19 protein-coding genes are annotated in these 22,268 nt (G+C 34.5%); 12 read left to right on the top strand and 7 right to left on the bottom strand.

The window, feature by feature from the left end:
- Positions 1-105: 105 nt before the first annotated feature.
- From ychF to VKY41_RS04625, 4 genes are all read right to left on the bottom strand, one after another.
- On the bottom strand, positions 106-1,200 hold the full coding sequence (gene ychF / locus VKY41_RS04610; protein ID WP_500813265.1) for a redox-regulated ATPase YchF: 1,095 nt from the start codon (positions 1,198-1,200) through the stop codon (positions 106-108).
- Positions 1,201-1,384: 184 nt separating this feature from the next.
- Complete coding sequence (locus VKY41_RS04615) at positions 1,385-1,960, bottom strand: DUF417 family protein (RefSeq protein ID WP_500813266.1); 576 nt, start codon at positions 1,958-1,960, stop codon at positions 1,385-1,387.
- A gap of 327 nt (positions 1,961-2,287) precedes the next feature.
- The gene (locus tag VKY41_RS04620; protein ID WP_500813267.1) at positions 2,288-3,217 is read right to left on the bottom strand and encodes a TolB-like translocation protein; all 930 of its coding nucleotides are present in this window, start codon (positions 3,215-3,217) and stop codon (positions 2,288-2,290) included.
- A 10-nt stretch (positions 3,218-3,227) separates the two neighbouring features.
- Positions 3,228-3,863, bottom strand: a complete 636-nt coding sequence (locus VKY41_RS04625; protein WP_500813268.1) for an SGNH/GDSL hydrolase family protein — start codon at positions 3,861-3,863, stop codon at positions 3,228-3,230.
- A gap of 126 nt (positions 3,864-3,989) precedes the next feature.
- On the opposite strand from VKY41_RS04625, the gene VKY41_RS04630 reads away from it, so the two are divergent.
- Positions 3,990-5,078 (top strand): hypothetical protein, encoded by a 1,089-nt coding sequence (locus VKY41_RS04630; RefSeq protein WP_500813269.1) that lies wholly within the window; start codon positions 3,990-3,992, stop codon positions 5,076-5,078.
- A 194-nt stretch (positions 5,079-5,272) separates the two neighbouring features.
- Entirely contained in the window at positions 5,273-6,970 is a 1,698-nt protein-coding gene (locus VKY41_RS04635; RefSeq protein ID WP_500813270.1) for an AMP-binding protein, read from the top strand.
- Positions 6,971-7,034: 64 nt separating this feature from the next.
- On the opposite strand, the gene VKY41_RS04640 is transcribed toward VKY41_RS04635, so the two are convergent.
- Positions 7,035-7,388 carry a 4Fe-4S dicluster domain-containing protein gene (locus VKY41_RS04640; protein WP_500813271.1) on the bottom strand — a complete coding sequence of 118 codons (354 nt, stop codon included), beginning with the start codon at positions 7,386-7,388 and terminating at the stop codon, positions 7,035-7,037.
- Positions 7,389-7,557: 169 nt separating this feature from the next.
- On the opposite strand from VKY41_RS04640, the gene VKY41_RS04645 reads away from it, so the two are divergent.
- The 8 genes from VKY41_RS04645 (at position 7,558) to VKY41_RS04680 (ending at position 15,391) form a co-directional block, all read left to right on the top strand.
- Positions 7,558-8,616 (top strand): acyl-CoA reductase, encoded by a 1,059-nt coding sequence (locus VKY41_RS04645; protein WP_500813272.1) that lies wholly within the window; start codon positions 7,558-7,560, stop codon positions 8,614-8,616.
- 159 nt (positions 8,617-8,775) lie between these two features.
- On the top strand, positions 8,776-9,840 hold the full coding sequence (serC, locus tag VKY41_RS04650) for a 3-phosphoserine/phosphohydroxythreonine transaminase (RefSeq protein ID WP_500813273.1): 1,065 nt from the start codon (positions 8,776-8,778) through the stop codon (positions 9,838-9,840).
- A gap of 146 nt (positions 9,841-9,986) precedes the next feature.
- The gene (locus VKY41_RS04655; protein WP_500813274.1) at positions 9,987-10,949 is read left to right on the top strand and encodes a D-2-hydroxyacid dehydrogenase; all 963 of its coding nucleotides are present in this window, start codon (positions 9,987-9,989) and stop codon (positions 10,947-10,949) included.
- 90 nt (positions 10,950-11,039) lie between these two features.
- The gene (locus VKY41_RS04660) at positions 11,040-11,675 is read left to right on the top strand and encodes a DUF937 domain-containing protein (RefSeq protein WP_500813275.1); all 636 of its coding nucleotides are present in this window, start codon (positions 11,040-11,042) and stop codon (positions 11,673-11,675) included.
- A gap of 106 nt (positions 11,676-11,781) precedes the next feature.
- Positions 11,782-12,219: a DUF6146 family protein gene (locus VKY41_RS04665; protein ID WP_500813276.1), complete on the top strand. Its 438-nt coding sequence runs from the start codon at positions 11,782-11,784 to the stop codon at positions 12,217-12,219.
- Between the two features lie 29 nt (positions 12,220-12,248).
- Positions 12,249-12,743 (top strand): DUF6787 family protein, encoded by a 495-nt coding sequence (locus VKY41_RS04670; protein WP_500813277.1) that lies wholly within the window; start codon positions 12,249-12,251, stop codon positions 12,741-12,743.
- A complete protein-coding gene (locus VKY41_RS04675) occupies positions 12,743-13,084 on the top strand; it encodes a hypothetical protein (protein ID WP_500813278.1) in 342 nt (113 codons plus the stop codon). Before VKY41_RS04670 ends, VKY41_RS04675 begins: the two co-directional genes overlap by 1 nt.
- 72 nt (positions 13,085-13,156) lie before the next feature.
- A complete protein-coding gene (locus tag VKY41_RS04680) occupies positions 13,157-15,391 on the top strand; it encodes a TonB-dependent receptor (protein ID WP_500813279.1) in 2,235 nt (744 codons plus the stop codon).
- Between the two features lie 69 nt (positions 15,392-15,460).
- Here VKY41_RS04680 and VKY41_RS04685 read toward each other — a convergent pair whose 3' ends face one another.
- Positions 15,461-15,754 (bottom strand): hypothetical protein, encoded by a 294-nt coding sequence (locus VKY41_RS04685; protein ID WP_500813280.1) that lies wholly within the window; start codon positions 15,752-15,754, stop codon positions 15,461-15,463.
- Between the two features lie 216 nt (positions 15,755-15,970).
- Between VKY41_RS04685 and VKY41_RS04690 the strand changes: the two genes are divergently transcribed.
- Entirely contained in the window at positions 15,971-18,406 is a 2,436-nt protein-coding gene (locus VKY41_RS04690) for a DUF5916 domain-containing protein (RefSeq protein WP_500813281.1), read from the top strand.
- Between the two features lie 50 nt (positions 18,407-18,456).
- Positions 18,457-19,119 carry an ABC transporter ATP-binding protein gene (locus VKY41_RS04695; RefSeq protein ID WP_500813282.1) on the top strand — a complete coding sequence of 221 codons (663 nt, stop codon included), beginning with the start codon at positions 18,457-18,459 and terminating at the stop codon, positions 19,117-19,119.
- Positions 19,120-19,129: 10 nt separating this feature from the next.
- Here the strand turns inward: VKY41_RS04695 and VKY41_RS04700 are convergent, their stop codons facing one another.
- On the bottom strand, positions 19,130-22,156 hold the full coding sequence (locus VKY41_RS04700; protein WP_500813283.1) for an aminotransferase class III-fold pyridoxal phosphate-dependent enzyme: 3,027 nt from the start codon (positions 22,154-22,156) through the stop codon (positions 19,130-19,132).
- Positions 22,157-22,268: the final 112 nt, after the last annotated feature.

Here is a 22,268-nt window from a genome sequence, read left to right on the forward strand (position 1 = left end):
TTTATTGGTACTCAAAAGTAAGGATAATCGGTAATTAAATAGTGCTTATTAAAAGTGTTTCTGTTTGCTATTCATACTAAGCACAATTTACTAAAAAAAAATCAATTATACGTTAAATAAGAAATGCATAACATCTCCATCTTTTACCACGTAATTCTTTCCTTCTACACGCATTTTCCCTGCTTCCTTTACTTTAGCTTCACTACCAAGCGTAGCAAAATCTTCGTAAGAAATAACTTCTGCTCTAATAAATCCTTTTTCAAAATCGGTGTGGATAACTCCTGCAGCTTGTGGCGCTGTAGCTCCAACCAAAACGGTCCAAGCTCTAACTTCTTTCACTCCTGCTGTAAAGTAGGTTTGAAGTTTTAATAACTTATAAGCCGAACGGATTAGTTTTGAAGAACCTGGTTCATCTAAACCGATATCCGATAAAAACATCTGACGCTCTTCGTAATCGTCTAATTCGTTAATATCTGCTTCAGTACCCACAGCTAATACTAAAACCTCAGCATTTTCGTGTTTAACAGCTTCTCTAACTTGGTCTACATAAGCATTTCCAGAAACGGCAGAACCTTCGTCGACATTACACACATACATTACTGGTTTATCTGTAATAAACTGACTTGGTTTTACAAAGTCTTCGTAATCTTCTTCAGAAAACTCTAAAGCTCTTACAGAAATACCTGCTTCCAAACCTGCTTTAATTTTCAATAAAACCGCTTCTTCTTTTTGAGCATCTTTATTTCCTGTTTTAGCCGCACGCTTAACTTTATCTAGTTTTTTATCAACGGTTTCCAAGTCCTTTAATTGCAGCTCCATGTCGATAGTTTCTTTATCACGAATTGGATTAATATTCCCATCTACATGAACAATATTATCGTTATCAAAACAACGTAAAACGTGAAGAATAGCATCTGTTTCACGAATATTTGCCAAGAACTGGTTTCCTAAACCTTCACCTTTAGAAGCTCCCTTTACTAATCCTGCAATATCCACAATCTCAACGGTTGCTGGTTGTACACGAACAGGTTTTACTAGTTCTGTTAGTTTTTCTAATCTTGGGTCTGGTACGTTTACTATACCGATATTTGGTTCTATGGTACAAAACGGAAAGTTAGCACTTTGCGCTTTGGCATTAGATAAACAATTAAAAAGGGTCGATTTCCCGACGTTTGGTAATCCTACGATGCCTGCTTTCATATTTTATATTCCTGACAAGGCAGGAATCACTTTAAAGGTTGTACTTATTTTTTCAAGCTGCAAAGGTAGTCAATTCCTTGAAAAGTTTGAAGGACGACATGTGGAAAAGTTTTAAGGTGGGCAGGTGCTGAAAAACTCCCTGTTTTTATCACATGCCCTAGTTTTTAATTATAGCAACCAGTTGTTATTTCGTTTGATTTAACAGCTGCTTGGCCGAGTCTGATGCACAAATTAATCCTGCCGCTAGCATTATTACATCTTTTAACACCAATCTACCTGCCCCAGATAAATAAGGGAATCCAAATTGTGGCGTTGGAAAATCTCCTCCAAGATTTGGCACATACACTTCTGGAGTGGTAATTAAAAAAGTAAGCGTAACTATGGACATTCCAAAGGTTAACAATCCGCCTATAAGTCCGATTTTAGCGTACCAAATACCTAAAACAGTAAGTAAGCCGATGATGCAAATAACAGCTCCTAAACCGTAAGCAAATAGGTAGGTTCCGTTTTCTTTATGCCAATCAACATTTTTTTGAACTGTTTTTCCTTCTGGATTTTTAAACTCTTTGTATTCGGGTGCGTCCTTGTTGTAAAAGAAAGACATGAACGGACTATTAGCTACAAATGGCACAATTCCGTCTGCCTCGTATTGAAATGCTTTAAGGCCACCAATCCATGCCATTACAATAAATATTGATATTCTTATTAGATTGATGAAATTTAATTGGCTATCGGCTAAAATTGTAATTAGTTTATTCATTGCTATTAATTCAATTGTTTTTCTATTTCTATTAATTCTAGTTACATCTTGTTTTTAAATGACCTACCCTTGGCTTCTTCTTTGCCAAAATTTTGAGCGAAAATAAGAAGAAAACACACATTTACTCTTGTTTTAATTAGTTGGATTTTTGGATGCTGGTTTTATTCAGTTTTAAACTTTTTTTTTATTACTTCCTCTACCCTAGTAAAAAGAACCCTTACAACCGGAATTGAATACCTCCTTCCAAAAAGCATCGCTGTATTTGGGACATATACAAATCCAAACACATCAGATAGAGCGTTCGCTTAATTTAAATAACCTTAGGTGCTATTCAATTTTTATAGAGGTTTTATATACTTTACTAAGTCCGTTTTCATTTTGTTCCATATAACTTGTGAATTCAGAAATGGAATTAAATTTCCTTGGCTTAAGATTATTCCTTTTACTTGTAAAATACAGCATTTGGTTTTGCTCATCATAAAACGGGCAATATTCCATGTATTTTGTATTAACCGGAACTCCTAAATTTGTAGCCTTTGTCCAGTTTCCATCCGCATCCTTTTTTGAAATATACAAATCGCCACTGCCTTGGCCATCTTTTTCGTTGTATTTAGAATAGATTAGAAAATTTTCGTTCTCCGAGATAAATGCGTTAAACTCATACCCTTCTCCATTAATATTTTCATTTAATAACATAGGTTTTGAATACTTGCCATCCTCCCATTTACAGTAATAAATATCATCTTTTCCAAATCCTATAGGCGATACCATGGTAAAGTATAAATTGTTGTTTTTGCTTACAGAAGGGAAGAATTCGTCCAATTCTGAATTTACTGGAGCTCCCAAATTCTTCGGTGCAGACCATTCATCATCTTTACCTTTTCTATCCACAAACCAAATATCGAAATCCTTTTTTTTATTATCGGATTCCATTAATGGCCTATCGGAAGCAAAAAACAAGCGGTTATTATCATGAGATAAAAATGGCTCTAAATACATATACGAATCATTAAATGGCAATAATTCTGGTTGTGACCATTGGTTATCTTTCTTTTTAATATATGCTAACTGTGAAATTTCCTGACTTGGGCTTTGAATGGTAAAAAAGGCTTCATTTCCATCTTTTGAAATACAAAAATCGCGTACATTGACAAACTGATTGAGTGTCTTATCAAATGGCTCAACCTTTAATTGATTTTGAGCTACTAATACATTTGAAATAAGCATGAATAAAATTACAAATTTGAGTTTTTTCATTATTGATATGTTATAAATTTTTATTTTGTAAAAACAAATGGTTAACTATTACTTTTGCAGCTATTTTACTGCCTTGTAAGGATGGATGAAACCCATCTGATCCATAATACTGAAAATCTTCAGTTTTATCAATATACTCTTTCCACACCTTACCCACTGGTAGCAAAATGGAGTTGTTAATACGCGCAGCATCTCTATAATTTTTAATCACACCGTTAAAGGTCTGGTAGTAGCTTAAAGATGGCCATACCATAAAGTAACCAAGTTTGGTATTGTACTCTTTACAAAGATTATTAAACTTTTTGCCATATTCTACAAGCATATTTCTACCATTAACTTGAGAAGAAGGTCCTTGTTGAATAATTACGAAGTCATATTTCTTTTTTGCAATTAATTTTTGGGCTTTTCCAACGTTCCAATGGTCCTGAATCGAATAGTTTGGAAAAGCCATCATTTTATAATTCATCTCAATTCCTTCCTGGGCAGCCATTTCCTTAACTAGTTCTGGTAGGTTATTGCTATAGGTTAAACTGTTACCAATAAACAGAACATTTACCTGTGTTTTAGCAACTATATCCCTACTTGTTTGTTGACTATAGGCGATTGAAAATACGAATATGAAGAATAAAGTAATTGTTTTGCTCATGTTATTAAGTATGCTATTAAATAAAGTTGGGTAAAATGTTCCAGCCTTAGCAATAAAAGTGAAAAAGCTGCTTTATTCTTCCACTATAAAATCTGACCGGATAAAAATAGAAATAAAAGCCTGAAAATGGCTACAATTAACTTTTCTTTGTTAGTCTTTTACTACAGTTATTCTCAAAATTCAGCAAAGCAAACCATAGTTTATGGTTATATTTGCACCATATTTAAAAACCTAATCTACATGTCTCAATTGCTTTTCAATCCTTTTAAGGATTTAATTTTTGACGAACATTTTTGCTTTCTTTCTGGAGCTTTAACCAATGAAACTATGAGTGTATTCCCGAAATGGCTTATGGATCATTTTAAATTTGGCGATGAAAAAATTGAGATGATGGACAAGACTAAAACCTATCACTATCAAGATTTGCGGTTGCCATGTTCCACAGAAGTAAAAAAGGCTTTTGAAGCCTTGGACGTTAAAATTCAGGAGGCCTATAAAAATGGATTTGAAGGTATGGCTTCACTTGATCAGGAATTGCTTTTTCAATGGACTGGAAGAATGGTTTACGGATTACTGTACTATGAAATGCTTTACGAACGAGAGAGGCTTTTAAAGTTAGGTGAAGAATTTGATATTTCACTTCAGCTTAAAGAACGATTTGGACACTTTCATTTTATGCTTCAATCCGTTATTGAACCCATAAGCTTTGTTGGAAAAAAACCGTGGAGTATAGTTGTATTTCCGCTTAAGTATTCAGCTGATATTTTTAGCTATCGGGATGATGCCGTTAATTTGATGTTTCAATTTGGTGTAAATGGCTTTGGTTTTATTGCCTGCTTGCAAGACAATGGAGTTATTGGCGAAAAACAAAAAGATATTTTAGATAAAATGCAAGGTTATGTATTACATCCTGTTCAATTTGAAGAACTTTATGCTAGGTTTCATTATTCCGACTACATCTTACAATATACCCCTAAATACAAAATAGAAAGCCAAGACCATGGCATTACCGTAGAAGTTGAAAATGAAGGCACCCCTCCTGTTTTCGGATTCTGGGATGAAGATGTTTATGCGCAATTGCTTTCTAATTACTGGCAAGTGTATGGCATTCAAAAAGAAGAGATTTTTCAACCTCAAAAGCCGATGCTTAGCTTTTTAGAGAATCCATATACAAAAGACTTTATTGATCCAGAACTTATTGGTTTACCTTTTTAAGGTCTTACTTTCTATAAAATAATAGTACTTATTGGTGCAAGTTGTATTTCCATCTATCATCATCCTGACCCCAAAGTGTTTCAGGAATTATAGGTTGGATTTATGCATTCCATAAAACAAATTAGTTTTTTAAGTCTTCAAGCTTTGCATATATAATTTATATGCATAATTTTAATAAATAAAAGCTATTAAAAATGAAGATTTTAGAATTATACCAGCGAGTAGCACAAGCCATAAAAGCAAAAGATTTTGATGGTTTACATAATTTACAACCGGTAAAACCCAAACACTTCAATTGGGTTACGGATATATTTGAGCCACTTAATGTTCTTGAACATCCAAACGACAAGGCTTTGATATGGAAATATAATGATCAGCAAGAAGATTTTACCTTTGCTGAAATCTCAGCACGATGTAATCAGTTTTTAAATTTAATGCGAAAACACGGTATTGAGAAAGGCGACAAAATGTTTATCCAATTGCCCTTATTAGCTCCAAATTGGTATAGCTATTTAGCGGGTATAAAAGGAGGTGTTGTAATAATTCCAGCAGCCACAAGTTTGGAAGTTCGTGATTTAGAATTTCGTTTTAAATCTGTACTACCTCAAGTTGCTTTAGCGGATTCTGCAAATGCAGGAAAAATTGATGAAGCTGAAAAGAACATCGGACAAACTATTAAACTGAAAATTATAACTGAGGGTCAAAGAGCAGGATGGATTTCTATAGATAACATCTTTTCAGAACCTACAGAATCCTTAGGTGCCGAAACAAATTCTGATGACGATTTGTTTTACTTTTTCACTTCTGGAACAACAGGCATGCCTAAAATTGTGGTTCACACCCATTTTGGCTACCCAACAGGACATTTAACAACCAGCTCCTGGATTGGTTTGCAACGTGGCGATGTTCATTATAACATATCGCAACCCGGATGGGCTAAATTCTCTTGGAGCAGTTTCTTTGGTCCTTGGAATGTAGGTGCCACCATTCTGGGCTACCACATCGACCGTTTTGTGGCTAAAGAACAGTTACAAACCATTCAAGATTTCAAAGTAAACACCTTTTGCTCGCCACCTACATCCCTTCGGATGTTAATTCAAGAAGACTTAAATTCTTATAATTTTTCCTTACGTGAATGTGTTGCTGCTGGTGAACCTTTAAACCCTGAAATTATTGAAGTCTGGAAGAAAGCGACTGGAATTCTTATTCGTGATGGTTATGGGCAAACTGAAGCCACGGCTTTAGTTGGTAACCTCCCGGGCAAACCAGTAAAATTTGGATCTATGGGAAAACCAACATTTCTGTATGACGTTGTGATTGCCGATGATGAAGGTAAGGAGGTAGAAACTTCGGAAGAAGGGAATATTTGCCTTAAACATGATATAAATAGGATTACCGGAGTTTTCAAAACCTACTTAATAGATAAAGAACGAAATGATGCCGTATTTAAACACGGATTATATTATACAGGCGATAAAGCTTATAAAGACGAGGAAGGATACTTTTGGTTTGTAGGGCGTGACGATGATGTTATAAAAGCTTCAGACTTTAGAGTAGGTCCATTTGAAGTAGAAAGTGTTCTTTTAGAACACCCAAAAGTATTGGAAACTGCTGTAGTTGCTAGTCCGCATGAATTACGAAGTAACGCGGTAAAAGCATTTGTTATTTTAGCCAGTGGAACAAAAGCTTCAGAAGAATTAGCTAAAGAGCTCTTTGATTATTCTGAACAACATTTATCACGATATAAAATACCAAGAATCATTGAATTTACTGAAGTGTTGCCTAAAACTATTTCAGGAAAAATAAGAAGGATTGAACTACGCGCTCAAGAAGCCTTAAGCAAGCAGAAAAAGGAAGTGCGTGTTCATGAGTATTTTCATGAGAAGTATTAATGAACTAAAAACAAAAAACCCCAAGCATTACCTTGGGGTTATATATTTCGTATTTATTTTATGATTAATCCTCTGGGTGCATAAAACGTTGCTTTCCAAGCAATTCATCAATAGTTTCCACATGCGCATCGTCTGGCACACAGCAATCCACTGGACAAACAGCCGCACATTGTGGTTCTTCATGAAAACCTTGACACTCTGTGCACTTATCAGGAACAATATAGTAAATTTCGTCGCTTATAGGTTCTTGAGCCTCTTCCGCATCTACTTCCTTACCATTTGGTAGTACTACTTTACCACTTAAACTTGTACCATCCTTATATCTCCAATCGTCTGCACCTTCATAAATGGCATTGTTTGGACATTCAGGTTCACAAGCTCCGCAGTTAATACATTCGTCTGTTATAATTATTGCCATAACTATTTATTTTTTTAATCTCTTCGATTTTAAGTTATAAAAAGGTCTTGTTAAACTCTTGGGGAAATAAAATTTAAAATCAGATTTAAAACCTTTCATTGCTCATTTGCTTTATGTAAATTTGCAATTGCAAAAATAAAGCCAAAACAATTCATAACCAAACCTTATAATGAATTTAGAAGAAAGAATCCAAGCCTTTGTAAAATTAGGCGATTTTTTAAGTCAGTTTTCAACAAATGGTATCGTTAAAAAGGAACATATTCCGCATAACGACCTATTTTTTGATGGCTTTAAACACCAAATAAAACTTGCTAACGAATACAATGGTTGGTTTACAGAGGAAAATATTTTATTTGCTTTAAACAACTGGTCAGAAGCTTTAACCGAAAGTAACATCACAGAATTCACTAAAAACTATAAATTTAATGTTAGCGAAGCTAAAAAAGTAGCCATTATTATGGCTGGAAACATTCCATTAGTTGGTTTTCACGACTTTTTTTGTGTATTACTTTCCGGGCATGATGTGGTGGTGAAGCAATCGTCTAACGACAAGCATCTTCTACCTTTTTTAGCTAAATACTTAGAATATGTGGCCCCTAGTTTTAAGGGCAGCATTACCTTTACTGAAGGGCAATTAAAGGAGTTTGATGCTGTTATTGCTACGGGAAGCGATAATACTGCCAGGTATTTTGAATATTATTTTAAAGACAAGCCTTCCATTATTAGAAAGAACAGAAATTCTGTTGCGATTTTAACTGGTAACGAAACCGACGAACAATTAACACAACTATCTCACGATATATTTAGATATTATGGTCTAGGATGTAGAAACGTTTCAAAATTATTTATTCCAAGAGGATATAATTTTGACAGCTTTTTTAAAGCCATGTATTTGTGGCATCCTATTATTAATGAACACAAATACGCTAATAATTACGATTACAACAAAGCTGTATATTTAATGAGCGAATTTGATATGCTAGAAAATGGTTTTTTAATGATAAAAGAAGATGCTAGCTACGCCTCACCTATTGCTACCCTATTTTATGAATATTACGAGTCATTAGAAGACTTAAGAAGTACTTTAGATAAAAACTCTGACAACATACAGTGTGTGGTTTCAAACAACTTATTTAATACCGACATTGCATTTGGCGATACCCAAAACCCAAGGCTTTGGGATTTTGCCGATGGCGTTGACACGCTTAAGTTTTTGCTAAAAATTTAGTTGTTAATTAAATTAAAATATATTTCTATTTATTTAAGAAATTAGCACCTTTGTTGCTGAATCTTAAGACTTTTCCATCTCTTTCTCTATTTTCGTGTTAAAATAGCTAGGAAAAAGATATTTAACCAAAAACCAATTTCAATTAATTGGAAATTACATATGAAAAAACATAATTTTAGTGCCGGACCATCCATCCTTCCTCAGGAAGTCTTATTAAAAGCATCAGAAGCCATCATGGATTTCAACAATGAAGGTTTATCCATCTTAGAAATCTCACATAGAAGTAAAGCTTTTGTTGATGTTATGGAGAAAGCCAGATCATTAGCCTTAGAACTATTAGGTCTTGAAGGAAAAGGTTATAAAGCCTTATTTCTACATGGAGGAGCAAGTACCCAGTTTTTAATGGTAGCCCTTAACTTATTAGAAAAAAGAGCTGGATATTTAAATACTGGAACATGGAGTTCAAAAGCAATAAAAGAAGCACGTATTTACGATGACATTTATGAAGTAGCTTCATCACAAAGTGCTAATTTCAATTATATACCTAAAGGGTATGAAATCCCTTCAGAATACGATTATTTTCACTGTACTTCCAACAACACCATATATGGTACGCAAATGAAATCTTTTCCAAAATGCGATATCCCTATGGTTTGCGACATGAGTAGTGATATTTTATCTCGTAGTTTAGATTATTCACAATTTGATTTAATTTATGCTGGCGCTCAAAAAAACCTAGGTGCTGCTGGAACAACTTTAGTGGTTGTTAAGGAAGATATTCTGGGGAAAGTTTCTAGAAAAATTCCATCTATGATGGATTATAAATTACATATAGAAAAAGGAAGTATGTTTAACACACCTCCTGTATACGCAGTGTACACTTCCATGTTAACCTTAGAATGGTTAAAAAACCTTGGCGGTGTAAAAGCTATAGAAAAAGAAAACGAGATGAAGGCTCGAGTTATGTATTCGGAAATTGATTTAAACCCTCTATTCAAAGGATTTGCTGCCAAGGAAGATCGTTCTCAAATGAATGCCACCTTTACTTTAGTTAACGATAATTTAAAAGAAACCTTTGAAACCATGCTTAAGGAAGCAGGCATTAGTGGTGTTAACGGACATAGAAGCGTTGGAGGTTACCGAGCATCTATGTATAACGCGCTTCCGTTAGATAGTGTTAAAGCCTTAGTAGAAGTTATGAGTGAATTGGAGTCAAAAGCATAATCATCTTAACATTGCGAATCCTAAGTAGGTTTGAAAGCCTATAGAATTACATTTTAAATAAACACATTCCATAACAAGCCTTTTCATCTAGTAAGTTATGGAGAAAAATAAATTCTCATTTTGATGAGAGACAAACTAATTTTTCAATGAAAATACTAGCAAACGACGGAATTTCAAAAAGTGGTATAGAAGCCTTAGAAAAAAATGGTTTTGAAGTAATTACTACCACAGTAGCACAAGAACAGTTAAGCAACTATATCAATAAAAACGACATTGCGGTGTTATTGGTAAGAAGCGCCACTCAAGTGCGTAAAGCTTTAATAGACTCCTGCCCTAGTTTAAAGATTATTGGACGTGGAGGTGTTGGAATGGACAACATAGATGTGGACTATGCTAGAAGCAAAAACATTCATGTTATAAACACACCAGCTGCATCCTCTCAATCGGTTGCCGAATTAGTGTTTGCCCATTTATTTGGCGGGGTACGTTTTTTACACGACAGTAACAGAATTATGCCTTTAGATGGCGATACTCGATTTAAATCCCTGAAAAAGAATTATGCCAAGGGAACAGAATTAAGAGGAAAAACCTTGGGTATTATTGGTTTCGGACGGATAGGACAAGAAGTTGCCAAGATTGCTTTAGGTATAGGTATGCGTGTTATAGCCTGCGATAAAATTGTGGAAAAAGCTACTATTAAATTAGAGTTTTTTGACGGGCAGTCTATCAACTTTGAAATTGAAACAGAACCTAAGGAAGATGTTTTAAAAAAGGCCGATTTCGTTACTTTGCATTTACCTTCACAAGGCAGCTATGTTATTGAGAAAATACATTTCGACATGATGAAAGATGGGGTTGGCATTATCAATGCAGCTAGAGGTGGTGTTATTAATGAAGTCGCATTAATTGAAGCTTTAGAGAGTGGAAAAGTAGCTTTTGCAGGATTAGATACTTTTGAAGAAGAACCTACTCCTGCCATTCAAGTTTTAATGAATGGAAGAATTTCATTAACCCCACATATTGGAGCTTCTACAAACGAAGCCCAAGAACGTATAGGTATTGAACTAGCACAACAAATTACCAAGCTTTTAAAAGCAGAAAAAGCTTAAACTTTTTAACAAACGATACTTTAAAAGTCTTTAAATTTTATTCCTTAAAGACTTTTTTGTATTTTAACATATTCATAAAATAAAAAAATAATGGCAGGAATTTTAGATTTATTAAATAGCGATATGGGTAAAACCATCATCGACGGAGTGGCTGGACAAACCAACCAACCAAAAGATAAAACAAGTCAAGTTTTAACTATGGCTTTACCGGTGTTAATGCAAGCTATGAAGCGCAACGCTGCAACACCTGAAGGTGCTGAAGGGCTTTTGGGAGCTTTAAACAGTAAACAAGAAGGAAACATTCTAGACAATCTAGGCGGACTTTTCTCTGGAGGAGTTAACGATGATGTGATAAAAGATGGAGGCAAAATATTAGGCCACGTTTTAGGAAACAAGCAACAACATGTTGAAAATGCTATTGGTGCACGTGCTGGAGTTGACTCAGGATCTGTAGCCAATATATTAAAAGTGGCAGCCCCAATTCTTATGGGCATGTTGGCCAAAGAAACAAAAGAAAAAAATGTGAGTAATCCATCTGGTTTAGAAGGTTTATTAGGTGGTTTATTAAGCGGAAATTCTTCTAAAAACGAACAAAGCTTTTTAGAATCTATCCTAGATGCTGATGGCGACGGAAGTATTATTGATGATGTAGCTGGTATGGTTTTAGGTGGAAACAAAAAGAAAGGTGGTCTTGGAGGCTTACTTGGTGGTCTTTTTGGCAAATAAAAATTATGTTTATAACACAAAAAAGTCAGACTTCGGTTTGACTTTTTTTGTTAAAGCCAATACATACAAGCTATGAATTTTGTATCTTTAAGATAAACAAAACGCTATGAAACGCATATTATACCTCTTTCTAATTCTCGGATTTTTATATAGCTGTAAATCTTCTAAAAACACAGATTTAGTTAGCAATAAGAATGACGCGCCTTTGGTAGAAAACGACACTGTTTCCATTGCTAATAACGATTTAGAGTATGAATTAATTATTATAGAGCCGGGCTACAACTTGTGGCTAGAAACCCAAGCTAGACCCAGAGGCTATTACGAACAAGACTTTATGGAAACCAGAAACAGACAGTATGTAGATGCTTGGAATGATCGGGCCCTGAAACCCTTACAATATCCATCTGGCTTGTACGATTCTCGAATTTATTACGACCCAACGGTTGACTATGGTTACGAAGTCAATTACAAATTATATAACTATTTCATATACTTTCAATTAACCTATAAGCAACAATTAACTAGTTATATTCCTAGAATTTAAAGTATCTTTGCAACTTTAAAAGAGCGTGCATGGAGAACTTCAAAAAACACTGGGAAATACAGAAAAACTGGCAACTTATCTTTCCTCTTTTAGGGATTTTACTATTAGTTTATAGCTCATTTAGATTAGCAAATGTCTTTTTAACAGAATTTCATTTACTAGTTAAAATAGGCGTTACTGGGGTATTGTTTTTTGGTTTATTAAAATTCATTCTGTTTCTTTTTAAAAAATTGGAAAACAAATGGGTGGTGGACTACAAGTGGGAGATGATTCGTATTTTTATTGTCTTCGCCATTACTGGAACCTCCTCTTTATTCGTAGGAAGACCTATTATCAAACTCCTTGGAATTACTAAAGAAAACTTAAATATTACCGTCTATTGGGTTTTATATATTATCATTGGGCTCGTTTTCTATCAAATTCTATTAGTCACTACAGGTTGGCTTTTTGGTCAGTTTAAATTCTTTTGGGAATTTGAGAAGAAAATGCTTCGTAGATTTGGCTTAAAGCGCTTTTTAGATTAATGCAACATATAAAACAACATATTCTTTTTAGAGTGATTTCCATACTTTTGGTTGTATTGGTTTTCACACCTTCTGTTGTTAAATTGTCTCATGCTTTTAGCCATAACAATCATAAACATGAAGTTTGTTTAGGAGAGCCTCAAACCCACTTACACACCTTAGATGTGGATTGTGAGTTTCATAAATTCCAAATAAACACCGTATTTACCCTTCAAGAAAACCCTTATAAACTTCTTGAAAAACAAGATTCCATTCAAGAAGCTCATTCACAATACTTCTTTATTAGTGAATTTCAAGCGCTTCATTTTTCCCTTCGTGGTCCTCCTTCATCTAATAGTTAATTTTATAACCCAATTTTTAGGCACTGAATTTCATTCAGCTTCCTCTATTTTTTAACTATTATATTTTAATACATGAAACAAATAATATACTTGTTTCTTTTATGGTTTACGCCCGTTTTATTCGCGCAAAACACCATAGAAGGAACCTTAATTGAGCACCATACAAACCATCCAATTGCATTTGCCAACATTTATTTTCCACAATTAGAAAAAGGAACAACCACCGACGATTCTGGTTATTTTATTATAAACAATTTACCTTCTGGAAATTATAAAATAGTTTGTTCGTTTATAGGCTACGAGTCCTTTTCAAAAACCATTAACATTCCTTTAAATACCAAGCTTGAAATTGTTTTAAAGCCTTCGGCTATTGAAATGGGTGAAATAATTATATCCACACCATTCCATAAATTACAAAGCGAAAACGTTATGAAAGTCGAGCAAGCCAAAATTGCAGACTTAAAAGCCAGAGGAGCTCTAACTCTTTCCGATGGGTTAAGCAATATTGCAGGCGTAGAAAGTATTAGCACGGGTATTGGTATAGGTAAGCCCGTTATTCGTGGACTTAGCTCTAACAGGGTTTTAGTATACACACAAGGAGTTAGATTGGAAAACCAACAATTTGGAGACGAACACGGTTTAGGTTTAAATAGCTCAGGAGTAGAAAGTGTTGAAGTTATTAAAGGCCCCGCTTCCCTACTCTATGGTAGCGATGCACTAGGAGGTGTTTTATATATAAACCCAGAAAAATTTGCGTCACAAAACACTAATGCCGCCGACTTTGAAGGCACGTATTTTGGAAACACATTAGGCTACGAGGCCCAAGTGGGTTATAAGGAATCTGCTGAGAAGTTGAAGTTCCTTATCAGAGGAAGTATGAGCGAACATTCTGATTATAAAACAGCAGACTATCGCGTGAGCAATTCACGTTTCAAGGAACAAGATTTTAAGGCTGGAATTGGATTTCAAGACAAGCAATTTAAAACGGAATTTAGGTACAATATGAATCATTCCAAACTTGGAATTCCTGGTGAAATTGGAGAGCAAACAACAAGTAAAACTCCTGAATTACCCTATCAAGATATCACCAATCACGTGTTTAGTTCCAAGTCCAATATCTATTTCGAAAACTCTAGCTTAGATATTAATTTAGGATATATTTATAATGATAGAAAGGAATTTGAAGAACCACATCATCACGATGAGCATGACAATCATGACGAAGAACATGGACATGAACATGAGCATGAACATCATGGATTAGATGCTGCACTTCACATGAAGCTTAAAACCTTCAATTACGACATTAAATATCAACTACCGGTTTATGGCAAATTTGAAACCATTGTAGGAACACAAGGCATGCATCAAACTAATGGAAATTATGGTGACGAACTATTAATTCCTGACGCTACCACAAACGATTTTGGTATTTTTGGAATGACGCACATTCATTTTAATAAAGCGGACGTACAAATTGGGGCGCGCTTTGATACTAGACAAGTAAACCTAGTACAAGGGTTTTCTAAAAACTTTAATAGCTTTAACGGCGCATTAGGTGTAAAAACTAATCTATTTGAACTGGTTACCGCCCGATTAAATCTAGCCTCTGGATTTAGAGCTCCCAACCTTGCTGAATTAACCTCCTACGGAACACATGAAGGCACTAATAGATTTGAAGTTGGAGATGAAAATTTAACGAACGAACAAAACTTCCAAACAGATTTGTCTTTTGAATTTAAAAGTGAACATGTGGAAGTTTTTGTAAATGGTTTCTACAATCTAGTAAACGATTATATTTTCCTACAACCCGATGGTACTTCTATAAACGGCACACCTGTTTACCATTATGTGCAAGAGCATGCTAAATTGTATGGGGGTGAAATTGGATTTCATTTTCATCCACATCCTTTGGATTGGTTGCATGTGGAAAGTAGCTTTGAAACAGTCACCGGAAAACAAGATAACGGCAGTTATTTACCTTTAATTCCTGCCAATAGCTTGAGTAACACCTTGAGAGTAGAGTTTGACACTAAGTGGATTGATAAACTTAGCGGTTTTGTAAAATTACACTCTACATTTGCTCAAAACAACAGCAATACTTTCGAAACCCATACTGCAGGTTATAATTTATTAAGCGCTGGAATGGGTGGAAATATCACGCTTTTCAAAAACAATTTGAATGTTGTTGTTTCAAGAACGAACCTAACAAACAAAACCTATATAAACCATTTGTCAAGATTAAAGGATGAAGGTATTTACAATATAGGAAGAAACATTAGTGTTTCACTTTCTTATAGTTTGTAGGCTATTTTATTAGCTTAAAATTAAAGCTCTCTCAAAACAGTGATTATTTTGAGAGAGCTTTTTTACTATTTATTGCTTTGCATTAATGGGCACCCTTTCTTTATTACTAGAAAACACAAAGGTATACAGCCACATAAGTGTGAACGATGGGATAACATCTATCATTGGTAAAGCTTCCTCAATAAAAGAAATAGCTGCTGCTATTTTTCCTTTTCTTCCTGGGTACAACTTCGTCATTAAATAAGCCGATAAAGGTGCCCAAACAAAATCGAAGGGAGGAAACACGTATGAAACATAACCTAACAAATCAAATAAGATTCCTAATAGGAGTTTTTTTATTTTGGAACGATTTTCTACTGTCATATAATTTATTAATTACCTATATCATACCAAAAAACATTCCAAAATTAGAGTTCAAAAACATTTTAGTAACTTTAGAGTTAAGTAATTCCATCAATTTAGATTATTTTCCCCTTGTACTTGGTTTCTTTTTAGCCTTCCATGTTTAGCATTGCTAAGAAAGACATACCTATTTAGAATAATTGTATTTTTAACCCATCAACCTAGCATGTTATTTTAATGAAGCCATTTTTATTTTTAATTATCTTCCTATTATATTCCTATTCTCTACTGGCACAAGAGAAAAAATCTCTTCATATAAAACGAACAGATATTGCTCCTAAAATTGATGGGGTTTTAGATGATTTAGCATGGGAAGATGCTGCATTAGCTGAAAATTTTGTTCAATTTAAACCCGATGTAGGAGTACAAGAAAAACCGTATCAAAAAACAATCGTTCGGGTTACTTACGACGATGATGCTATTTATTTTGGGGCCTATCTTTACGATAATCCTGAAGAAATAACCAAACAATTTCAAAGTCGTGACAATTTTGGAATCAATGATTTTTTTGCAGTGGTTTTAAATCCTTATGACGACTCACAAAACGACGTAGAATTCTTTGTTTTTCCTACAGGGAATCAAGCAGACGCCATTAGCTCTCCAAATATAGGAGAAGATTTTGGATGGAATGCTGTTTGGGAAAGTGCTGTAAAAATTGTTGCCGATGGGTGGATTGTTGAAATGAAAATCCCTTATTCAGCTTTGCGCTTTTCTAACAACATAGAACATGTATGGGGTTTGCAATTTCATAGGCAATTTCGTTCACATAAATCGCAGTACACTTGGAGCCCAATCGATCCTGAAGTTGGTCGCATTAGTTTATATCACGGGCAGTTGCTTGGTATCAAAGACATCCAACCTCCTACTCGACTTATGCTCTATCCGTATGCTTCAACTGTAATTAACAAAGAAGGCGCTGCCGATATGAGCGATGACTATCATGTTGGATTAGATTTAAAATACGGCATTACCGAGAACTTCACCCTAGACGCCACCTTAATCCCTGATTTTAGTCAAGTAGGGTTTGACGATGTTGAACTAAACCTAGGACCATTTGAACAGCAATTTTCTGAACAACGTCAATTCTTTACTGAAGGCGTAGATTTATTCACTAAAGGAGATTTATTTTACTCCCGACGTATTGGAAATTCCCCTACCGGAGATGTTACTTTGGGTACCAACGAAGTGGTAGAAAACTATCCGGAAAAAGTAAAAATGTTAAATGCTTTTAAAGTTTCTGGAAGAACAAAAGAAGGCTTTGGAATAGGTTTGTTTAATGCCATAACACAAAAAACCTATGCCAAAATTAAAGATACGATAAGTACCAATTCTAGAAAAGAATTGGTAGAACCCTTAACTAACTACAATATTTTTGTGGTTGATCAGCAGTTTAAAGGAAACTCCTCTGTAAGTTTAATAAATACCAATGTAACTAGAAATGGGCATTTTAGAGATGCTAACGTAACCGCTTTACTTTTAGATTTAGTAAACGAAAAGAATACCTTTGGAATTAGCACCGCTGTAAAACATAGTTTTTTAAATTTAGAAAACGATCACTCAAGTGGTTTTAACACCCAGTTAGAAATTGGTAAAATAAGTGGGAATTATCAATATAGTATCGGCCATGAACTAGCCGATAAAAACTATGACATTAATGACTTTGGAATAAATTTCAAAAACAACTACAGCAATTTTAGCGCCGATTTTTCTTATCAAATATTTGAGCCTATTGGCAACTTAATTAATTTGTATTACGGTTTTTGGTATAACTACAAGATGCTATACAACCCCAATACGTACACAGGTAACAATATTGGAAGTAGAATAACCTTAGAAAATAAAAACCTACTTAGTTATGGAGCACGAATTAACTATGAAATAGGAAAGCAATACGACTATTACGAAGCTAGGTCGGAAGGTCGATATTTTATATATGAAAACTTTTTAAGCTCAAGCGGATGGATTTCATCCAATTACAACAAAACTTTTGCTTTAGATGCAGAACTTGGTTTTGAAACCATGTTTGAATCCGGTCGGGATGTTTTTAATTTAGAATTCGGGCTCAGCCCCAGAGTTAGGTTTAACGACCGATTCACACTAATATATAGAATGGATTACAGCCAAGCAAAAGGAGACAGAGGTTATATTCAAAATTTAGGAACCGATATTATATTTGGACAAAGAGACCAAAACACCCTTGTTAACTCGATAACTGGAAACTACAATTTTAATGTGTTTCATGCTTTGTCTTTATCCTTTAGAAATTATTGGAGTGTGGTAAGCTATAACAACCAATTATATACCCTAGAAGACAATGGACGATTAAGCACCGAGGACCATTATACATTAAGCGATATAAACGACCCAAATGTTAATTTTAATACTTGGAATTTAGACTTTGGGTACTCATGGCAATTTGCACCAGGAAGTAGCTTGACCGCCTTATACAGAAACAGTTTATTCGATTTCTCTAATGCCTCTAGAGATAGTTATTTTGATAGTGTGAATAATCTTTTCAAACAGTCTATAGACCACAACTTCTCCATTCGGTTAGTTTACTATATAGATTACAACCAAATGAAAAACATTTTTAATAAGAAACGCGGCCGATAATTGTACATAAGGACATATTGTATTAAATTCACCACTTCTATAGATTTTATATGATTCAAGCAAAAAACATCCACAAGTATTATAATGATTTACACGTTTTAAAAGGTGTTGATTTAGACATTAAGAAAGGTGAAATTGTTTCAGTTGTAGGTGCTTCCGGTGCTGGAAAAACCACCTTGCTCCAAATACTTGGTACTTTGGACAAGCCTTCTTCCAAAGAAAATAGTGAATTTGTTATTAACGGTACTCATATTAGCTCATTAAACGATAAAGCTTTAGCCAAATTTAGAAATGAGCATATTGGATTTATTTTTCAGTTTCATCAGCTTTTACCTGAGTTTACAGCTATAGAGAATGTGTGTATTCCAGCCTATATTAAGAAAACAAAAACATTGGAAGCGGAAAACCGAGCTAAAGAATTGCTTGATTTTTTAGGCTTAAAAGACAGATATCACCACAAACCAAACGAATTATCTGGCGGTGAACAACAACGAGTTGCAGTTGCTAGGGCTTTAATAAATAACCCAGAGCTTATTTTTGCTGATGAACCTTCAGGAAATTTAGATAGCGAGTCGGCTGAGAATCTTCATCAGTTGTTTTTTAAACTACGCAATGAATTTGGGCAGACTTTTGTTATTGTAACCCATAACCAAGAATTAGCTGATATGGCAGATAGAAAACTCACGATGGTTGACGGAAAAATTATCTATTAAAAATATGCCATTAAACCGTCATAAAATCCTCTTGAAATATTTGTTTTAATCTACCTAACAATTCATCAGCGTTTTCAATAGAAAAAACCATGGGAGGCTTTATTTTTAGCGCATTGTTATCTTTACCATCTGTACTCATTAAAATCCCAAAGTCCTTCATTCTATTTGCTAAATAGGCTGCTTTTTCTGCTAAAGGATTTTTATTTTCATCTGTGAGTTCAAAACCTAAAAACAGACCTTGACCGCGTACATCTCCTACGATTGCGAATTCTTTTTTAAGTTTTAGCAACTCCTCTTTTAAGTACGTTCCAACTTTAAGCGCATTATCCTGAAGTTTTTCATCTTTTATTACTTGTAAAACTTCTTTGCCTATAGCGCATGAAACTGGGTTACCTCCAAATGTATTAAAGTATTCCATACCATTTGCAAACGCAGCAGCTACTTCTTGCGTACAAACTACGGCAGCTAGCGGATGACCATTTCCAATAGGCTTTCCAATAGTCACAATATCAGGAATAACCTCATGCAGTTGGAATCCCCAAAATGTATGTCCCACACGACCACAACCCGTTTGAACTTCATCTGCTAAGCATAGCCCACCAGCTTTTCTAACGGCTTGATAAGCCTTTTTTAAATAGTTTTTTGGAAGTTCTACTTGTCCTCCACAACTAATGATGCTTTCGCAAATAAAACCAGCTACTTTTCTACCTTTTGAATGAATATTTTCAATTTGTTGCTCTACATGTTTTACATATTTATCAGCCGTATTTTCTCCTTGATACATCCCTCGAAATGTATCAGGAAGCGGAACAATATGAGTGTGTTCTGGAGCTCCCTGTCCGCCTTTGCCATCAAATTTATAAGAACTGATATCAATACAAGCATTGGAATTTCCGTGATAACCTATTTCAACAGCGATCATATCCTTTGCTTTGGTATAGGCCTTGGTCATTCGCAAAGCCAATTCGTTCGCTTCACTACCTGAATTCACAAAATGAACGACTGATAATTCCCTAGGAAATGTGTCCAACAACTCCTTTGCAAACTCATTGATATGATCATGTAAATACCTAGAATTGGTATTTAAAACGGCCATTTGTTCTTGGCCCGCTTTGACTACTCGTGGATGTTCATGTCCCACATGTGCCACATTATTTACAGTATCCAAATATTTTCTTCCTGTATTGTCTATTAAATACACACCAGAACCTCGTTCCATTTTAATCGGATTTTTATAAGACAAACTCAGGCTTTTACCTAGGTGATTATTTCTAAACGCCATTAATTGAGAATTTGTTTTATGATGGATAGAATCAAGGCTATCCATCTTGAACAACAAATTCGGATTGGGACACAAACTACTCCAAACAGATACATTATTAGGGAAAGCAACACCTGGGAAATCGTGTTTATAGTCCATCATATCTAACATGATTTGAAAGTGCAAATGAGGCGCCCAATCTCCATTTTCCGTATTATTCCCCACGTAGGCTATGAGATCTCCCCTATCAACTTTTTGACCATTTTTAAGTAAGTCTAAACTACTTTTAGTTAGATGTCCATACAAGGTATAAAAAGGAATTCCGTCATCGGTTTTATGTTTTAAAATTAAAGTCGGACCGTAATCCTTATGGTTTCCGTTATTGTACAAACTAAAAACCTCTCCAGACCAAGGTGCGTGAATAGCTGTATTTTCCTTCACCCAAAAGTCAACTCCTAAATGGGTCGTTCTATATTCTGGCCCAGAATTTCCTTCTTTTTGATAAGCTTTTGTACTATAAAAAGGTCTCACTTCCAAATAGCCCCCAGCAAGTAAAGCTTTAGGGGTTTCAGTTTGCAGTCTTTTAATTTTAAAACTTGTAAGTTCTATGTCGTTGTATTCATTTTCGTTGCCCAACCATGTACTGGCAACACACATATCGATATTCTTAATCTGATTAAAATTGAGCGTTGGAAAGAATTCCTTTAAAGAAATCTCCTGTTTTTTAGCCCATTTCAAAAAAGAAGTTTCATTAGGGTGAGCTGTAAAACCACAGGCAGTCCTGAAACTGAAATAAGCTAGGTTTTCATCTATTTGCTTCCATCTTCGTAATACATCCCACGCTGGTTTTTCACTAATTACTAAATAGTCGTTTCCTGGTTCTTTTTGTTTATTAAGTGCCGATTTTGTTACACTTATTACCAAGCGCATGGCTACTAAATTATATAAAAACTGGAGCTCCTTTTCTTGTAATGGATATTGACTATGGTAACCTGACACAATTGGTAAAGCTGCCGCCAACAAATCGGGCTTATTCATTATGGCATAAGCAATAGTAACCGCTAAATCGTTAATAGATTGCGTATAAATAGCGTCACCATAATCTATTATTGCTAAGACTTTAGGGTCTATTAAACTGGTTGAAACAATAACATTATTATCATTAGCATCATTATGGACTACCGATTTTCTAAGTGTTTTATAAACCTCTTGATTCTCGTTATATTTTTTTTGAAAGTATGAAACGATAGTTTGTTCCTCTGAAGAAAACAAATTCAAATAATTAAAAGTCCAACTAGCTTGCGCTAAATCCCATTCGAAATGCCGTTGACTTTTTGCGTGTTCAAACCCCTCTAACGCACTTGTTAGTTTTCCTGTTTCGGTTCCTAAACAATAAAGTAAATCGTCTTTTATAGGGTTCACCGAAGACCATAGTCTTCCCTCTATCCACGACAATAACCTTATAAATCGCGTGTTTCCATGAGAATCTTTTATAGCACTAATTAGTTTTCCTTGAGCATCCGGAAACGCCTTAGGAGCCAATAAATCTTTTTTAGAAAGGAATTGAATGATGTGCTGTTGAAATTCTAAATATTCAAAATCTTCATTAGGCCTACTAATTTTTAGAATATAACTTTCTGATTTGGTGCTAATTTTAAAGTTAAAATCTAATTCACCAGGTAAGGCTTTTATTTTTCCTTCAAGATTATAATGTTTTTGTGCTATTTCTAAAGCTTGTTCAGGAAGTATTTTTATAGTAGAATAATCGACAGACATTATTTATGTTTTGAGGTGAAATTTAGAGTAACGAAGTTAGTTTTTTTTAAATAAATAATTCGAATGAGAATCTAGGTATTTTTAAAAATAGATCCATATTTTTAAGGTTTCA

The organism is Xanthomarina sp. (genome assembly GCF_035306605.1).
GTDB lineage: Bacteria > Bacteroidota > Bacteroidia > Flavobacteriales > Flavobacteriaceae > Xanthomarina.

Coding starts and splice junctions, on each gene's coding strand:
- ychF (WP_500813265.1), bottom strand. CDS start 1,200: ATGAAAGCAGGCATCGTAGGATTACCAAACGTCGGGAAATCGACCCTT.
- VKY41_RS04690 (WP_500813281.1), top strand. CDS start 15,971: ATGAAGCCATTTTTATTTTTAATTATCTTCCTATTATATTCCTATTCT.
- serC (WP_500813273.1), top strand. CDS start 8,776: ATGAAAAAACATAATTTTAGTGCCGGACCATCCATCCTTCCTCAGGAA.
- VKY41_RS04680 (WP_500813279.1), top strand. CDS start 13,157: ATGAAACAAATAATATACTTGTTTCTTTTATGGTTTACGCCCGTTTTA.
- VKY41_RS04645 (WP_500813272.1), top strand. CDS start 7,558: ATGAATTTAGAAGAAAGAATCCAAGCCTTTGTAAAATTAGGCGATTTT.
- VKY41_RS04635 (WP_500813270.1), top strand. CDS start 5,273: ATGAAGATTTTAGAATTATACCAGCGAGTAGCACAAGCCATAAAAGCA.
- VKY41_RS04640 (WP_500813271.1), bottom strand. CDS start 7,388: ATGGCAATAATTATAACAGACGAATGTATTAACTGCGGAGCTTGTGAA.
- VKY41_RS04695 (WP_500813282.1), top strand. CDS start 18,457: ATGATTCAAGCAAAAAACATCCACAAGTATTATAATGATTTACACGTT.
- VKY41_RS04655 (WP_500813274.1), top strand. CDS start 9,987: ATGAAAATACTAGCAAACGACGGAATTTCAAAAAGTGGTATAGAAGCC.
- VKY41_RS04675 (WP_500813278.1), top strand. CDS start 12,743: ATGCAACATATAAAACAACATATTCTTTTTAGAGTGATTTCCATACTT.
- VKY41_RS04615 (WP_500813266.1), bottom strand. CDS start 1,960: ATGAATAAACTAATTACAATTTTAGCCGATAGCCAATTAAATTTCATC.
- VKY41_RS04670 (WP_500813277.1), top strand. CDS start 12,249: ATGGAGAACTTCAAAAAACACTGGGAAATACAGAAAAACTGGCAACTT.
- VKY41_RS04625 (WP_500813268.1), bottom strand. CDS start 3,863: ATGAGCAAAACAATTACTTTATTCTTCATATTCGTATTTTCAATCGCC.
- VKY41_RS04630 (WP_500813269.1), top strand. CDS start 3,990: ATGGCTACAATTAACTTTTCTTTGTTAGTCTTTTACTACAGTTATTCT.
- VKY41_RS04620 (WP_500813267.1), bottom strand. CDS start 3,217: ATGAAAAAACTCAAATTTGTAATTTTATTCATGCTTATTTCAAATGTA.
- VKY41_RS04660 (WP_500813275.1), top strand. CDS start 11,040: ATGGCAGGAATTTTAGATTTATTAAATAGCGATATGGGTAAAACCATC.
- VKY41_RS04685 (WP_500813280.1), bottom strand. CDS start 15,754: ATGACAGTAGAAAATCGTTCCAAAATAAAAAAACTCCTATTAGGAATC.
- VKY41_RS04700 (WP_500813283.1), bottom strand. CDS start 22,156: ATGTCTGTCGATTATTCTACTATAAAAATACTTCCTGAACAAGCTTTA.
- VKY41_RS04665 (WP_500813276.1), top strand. CDS start 11,782: ATGAAACGCATATTATACCTCTTTCTAATTCTCGGATTTTTATATAGC.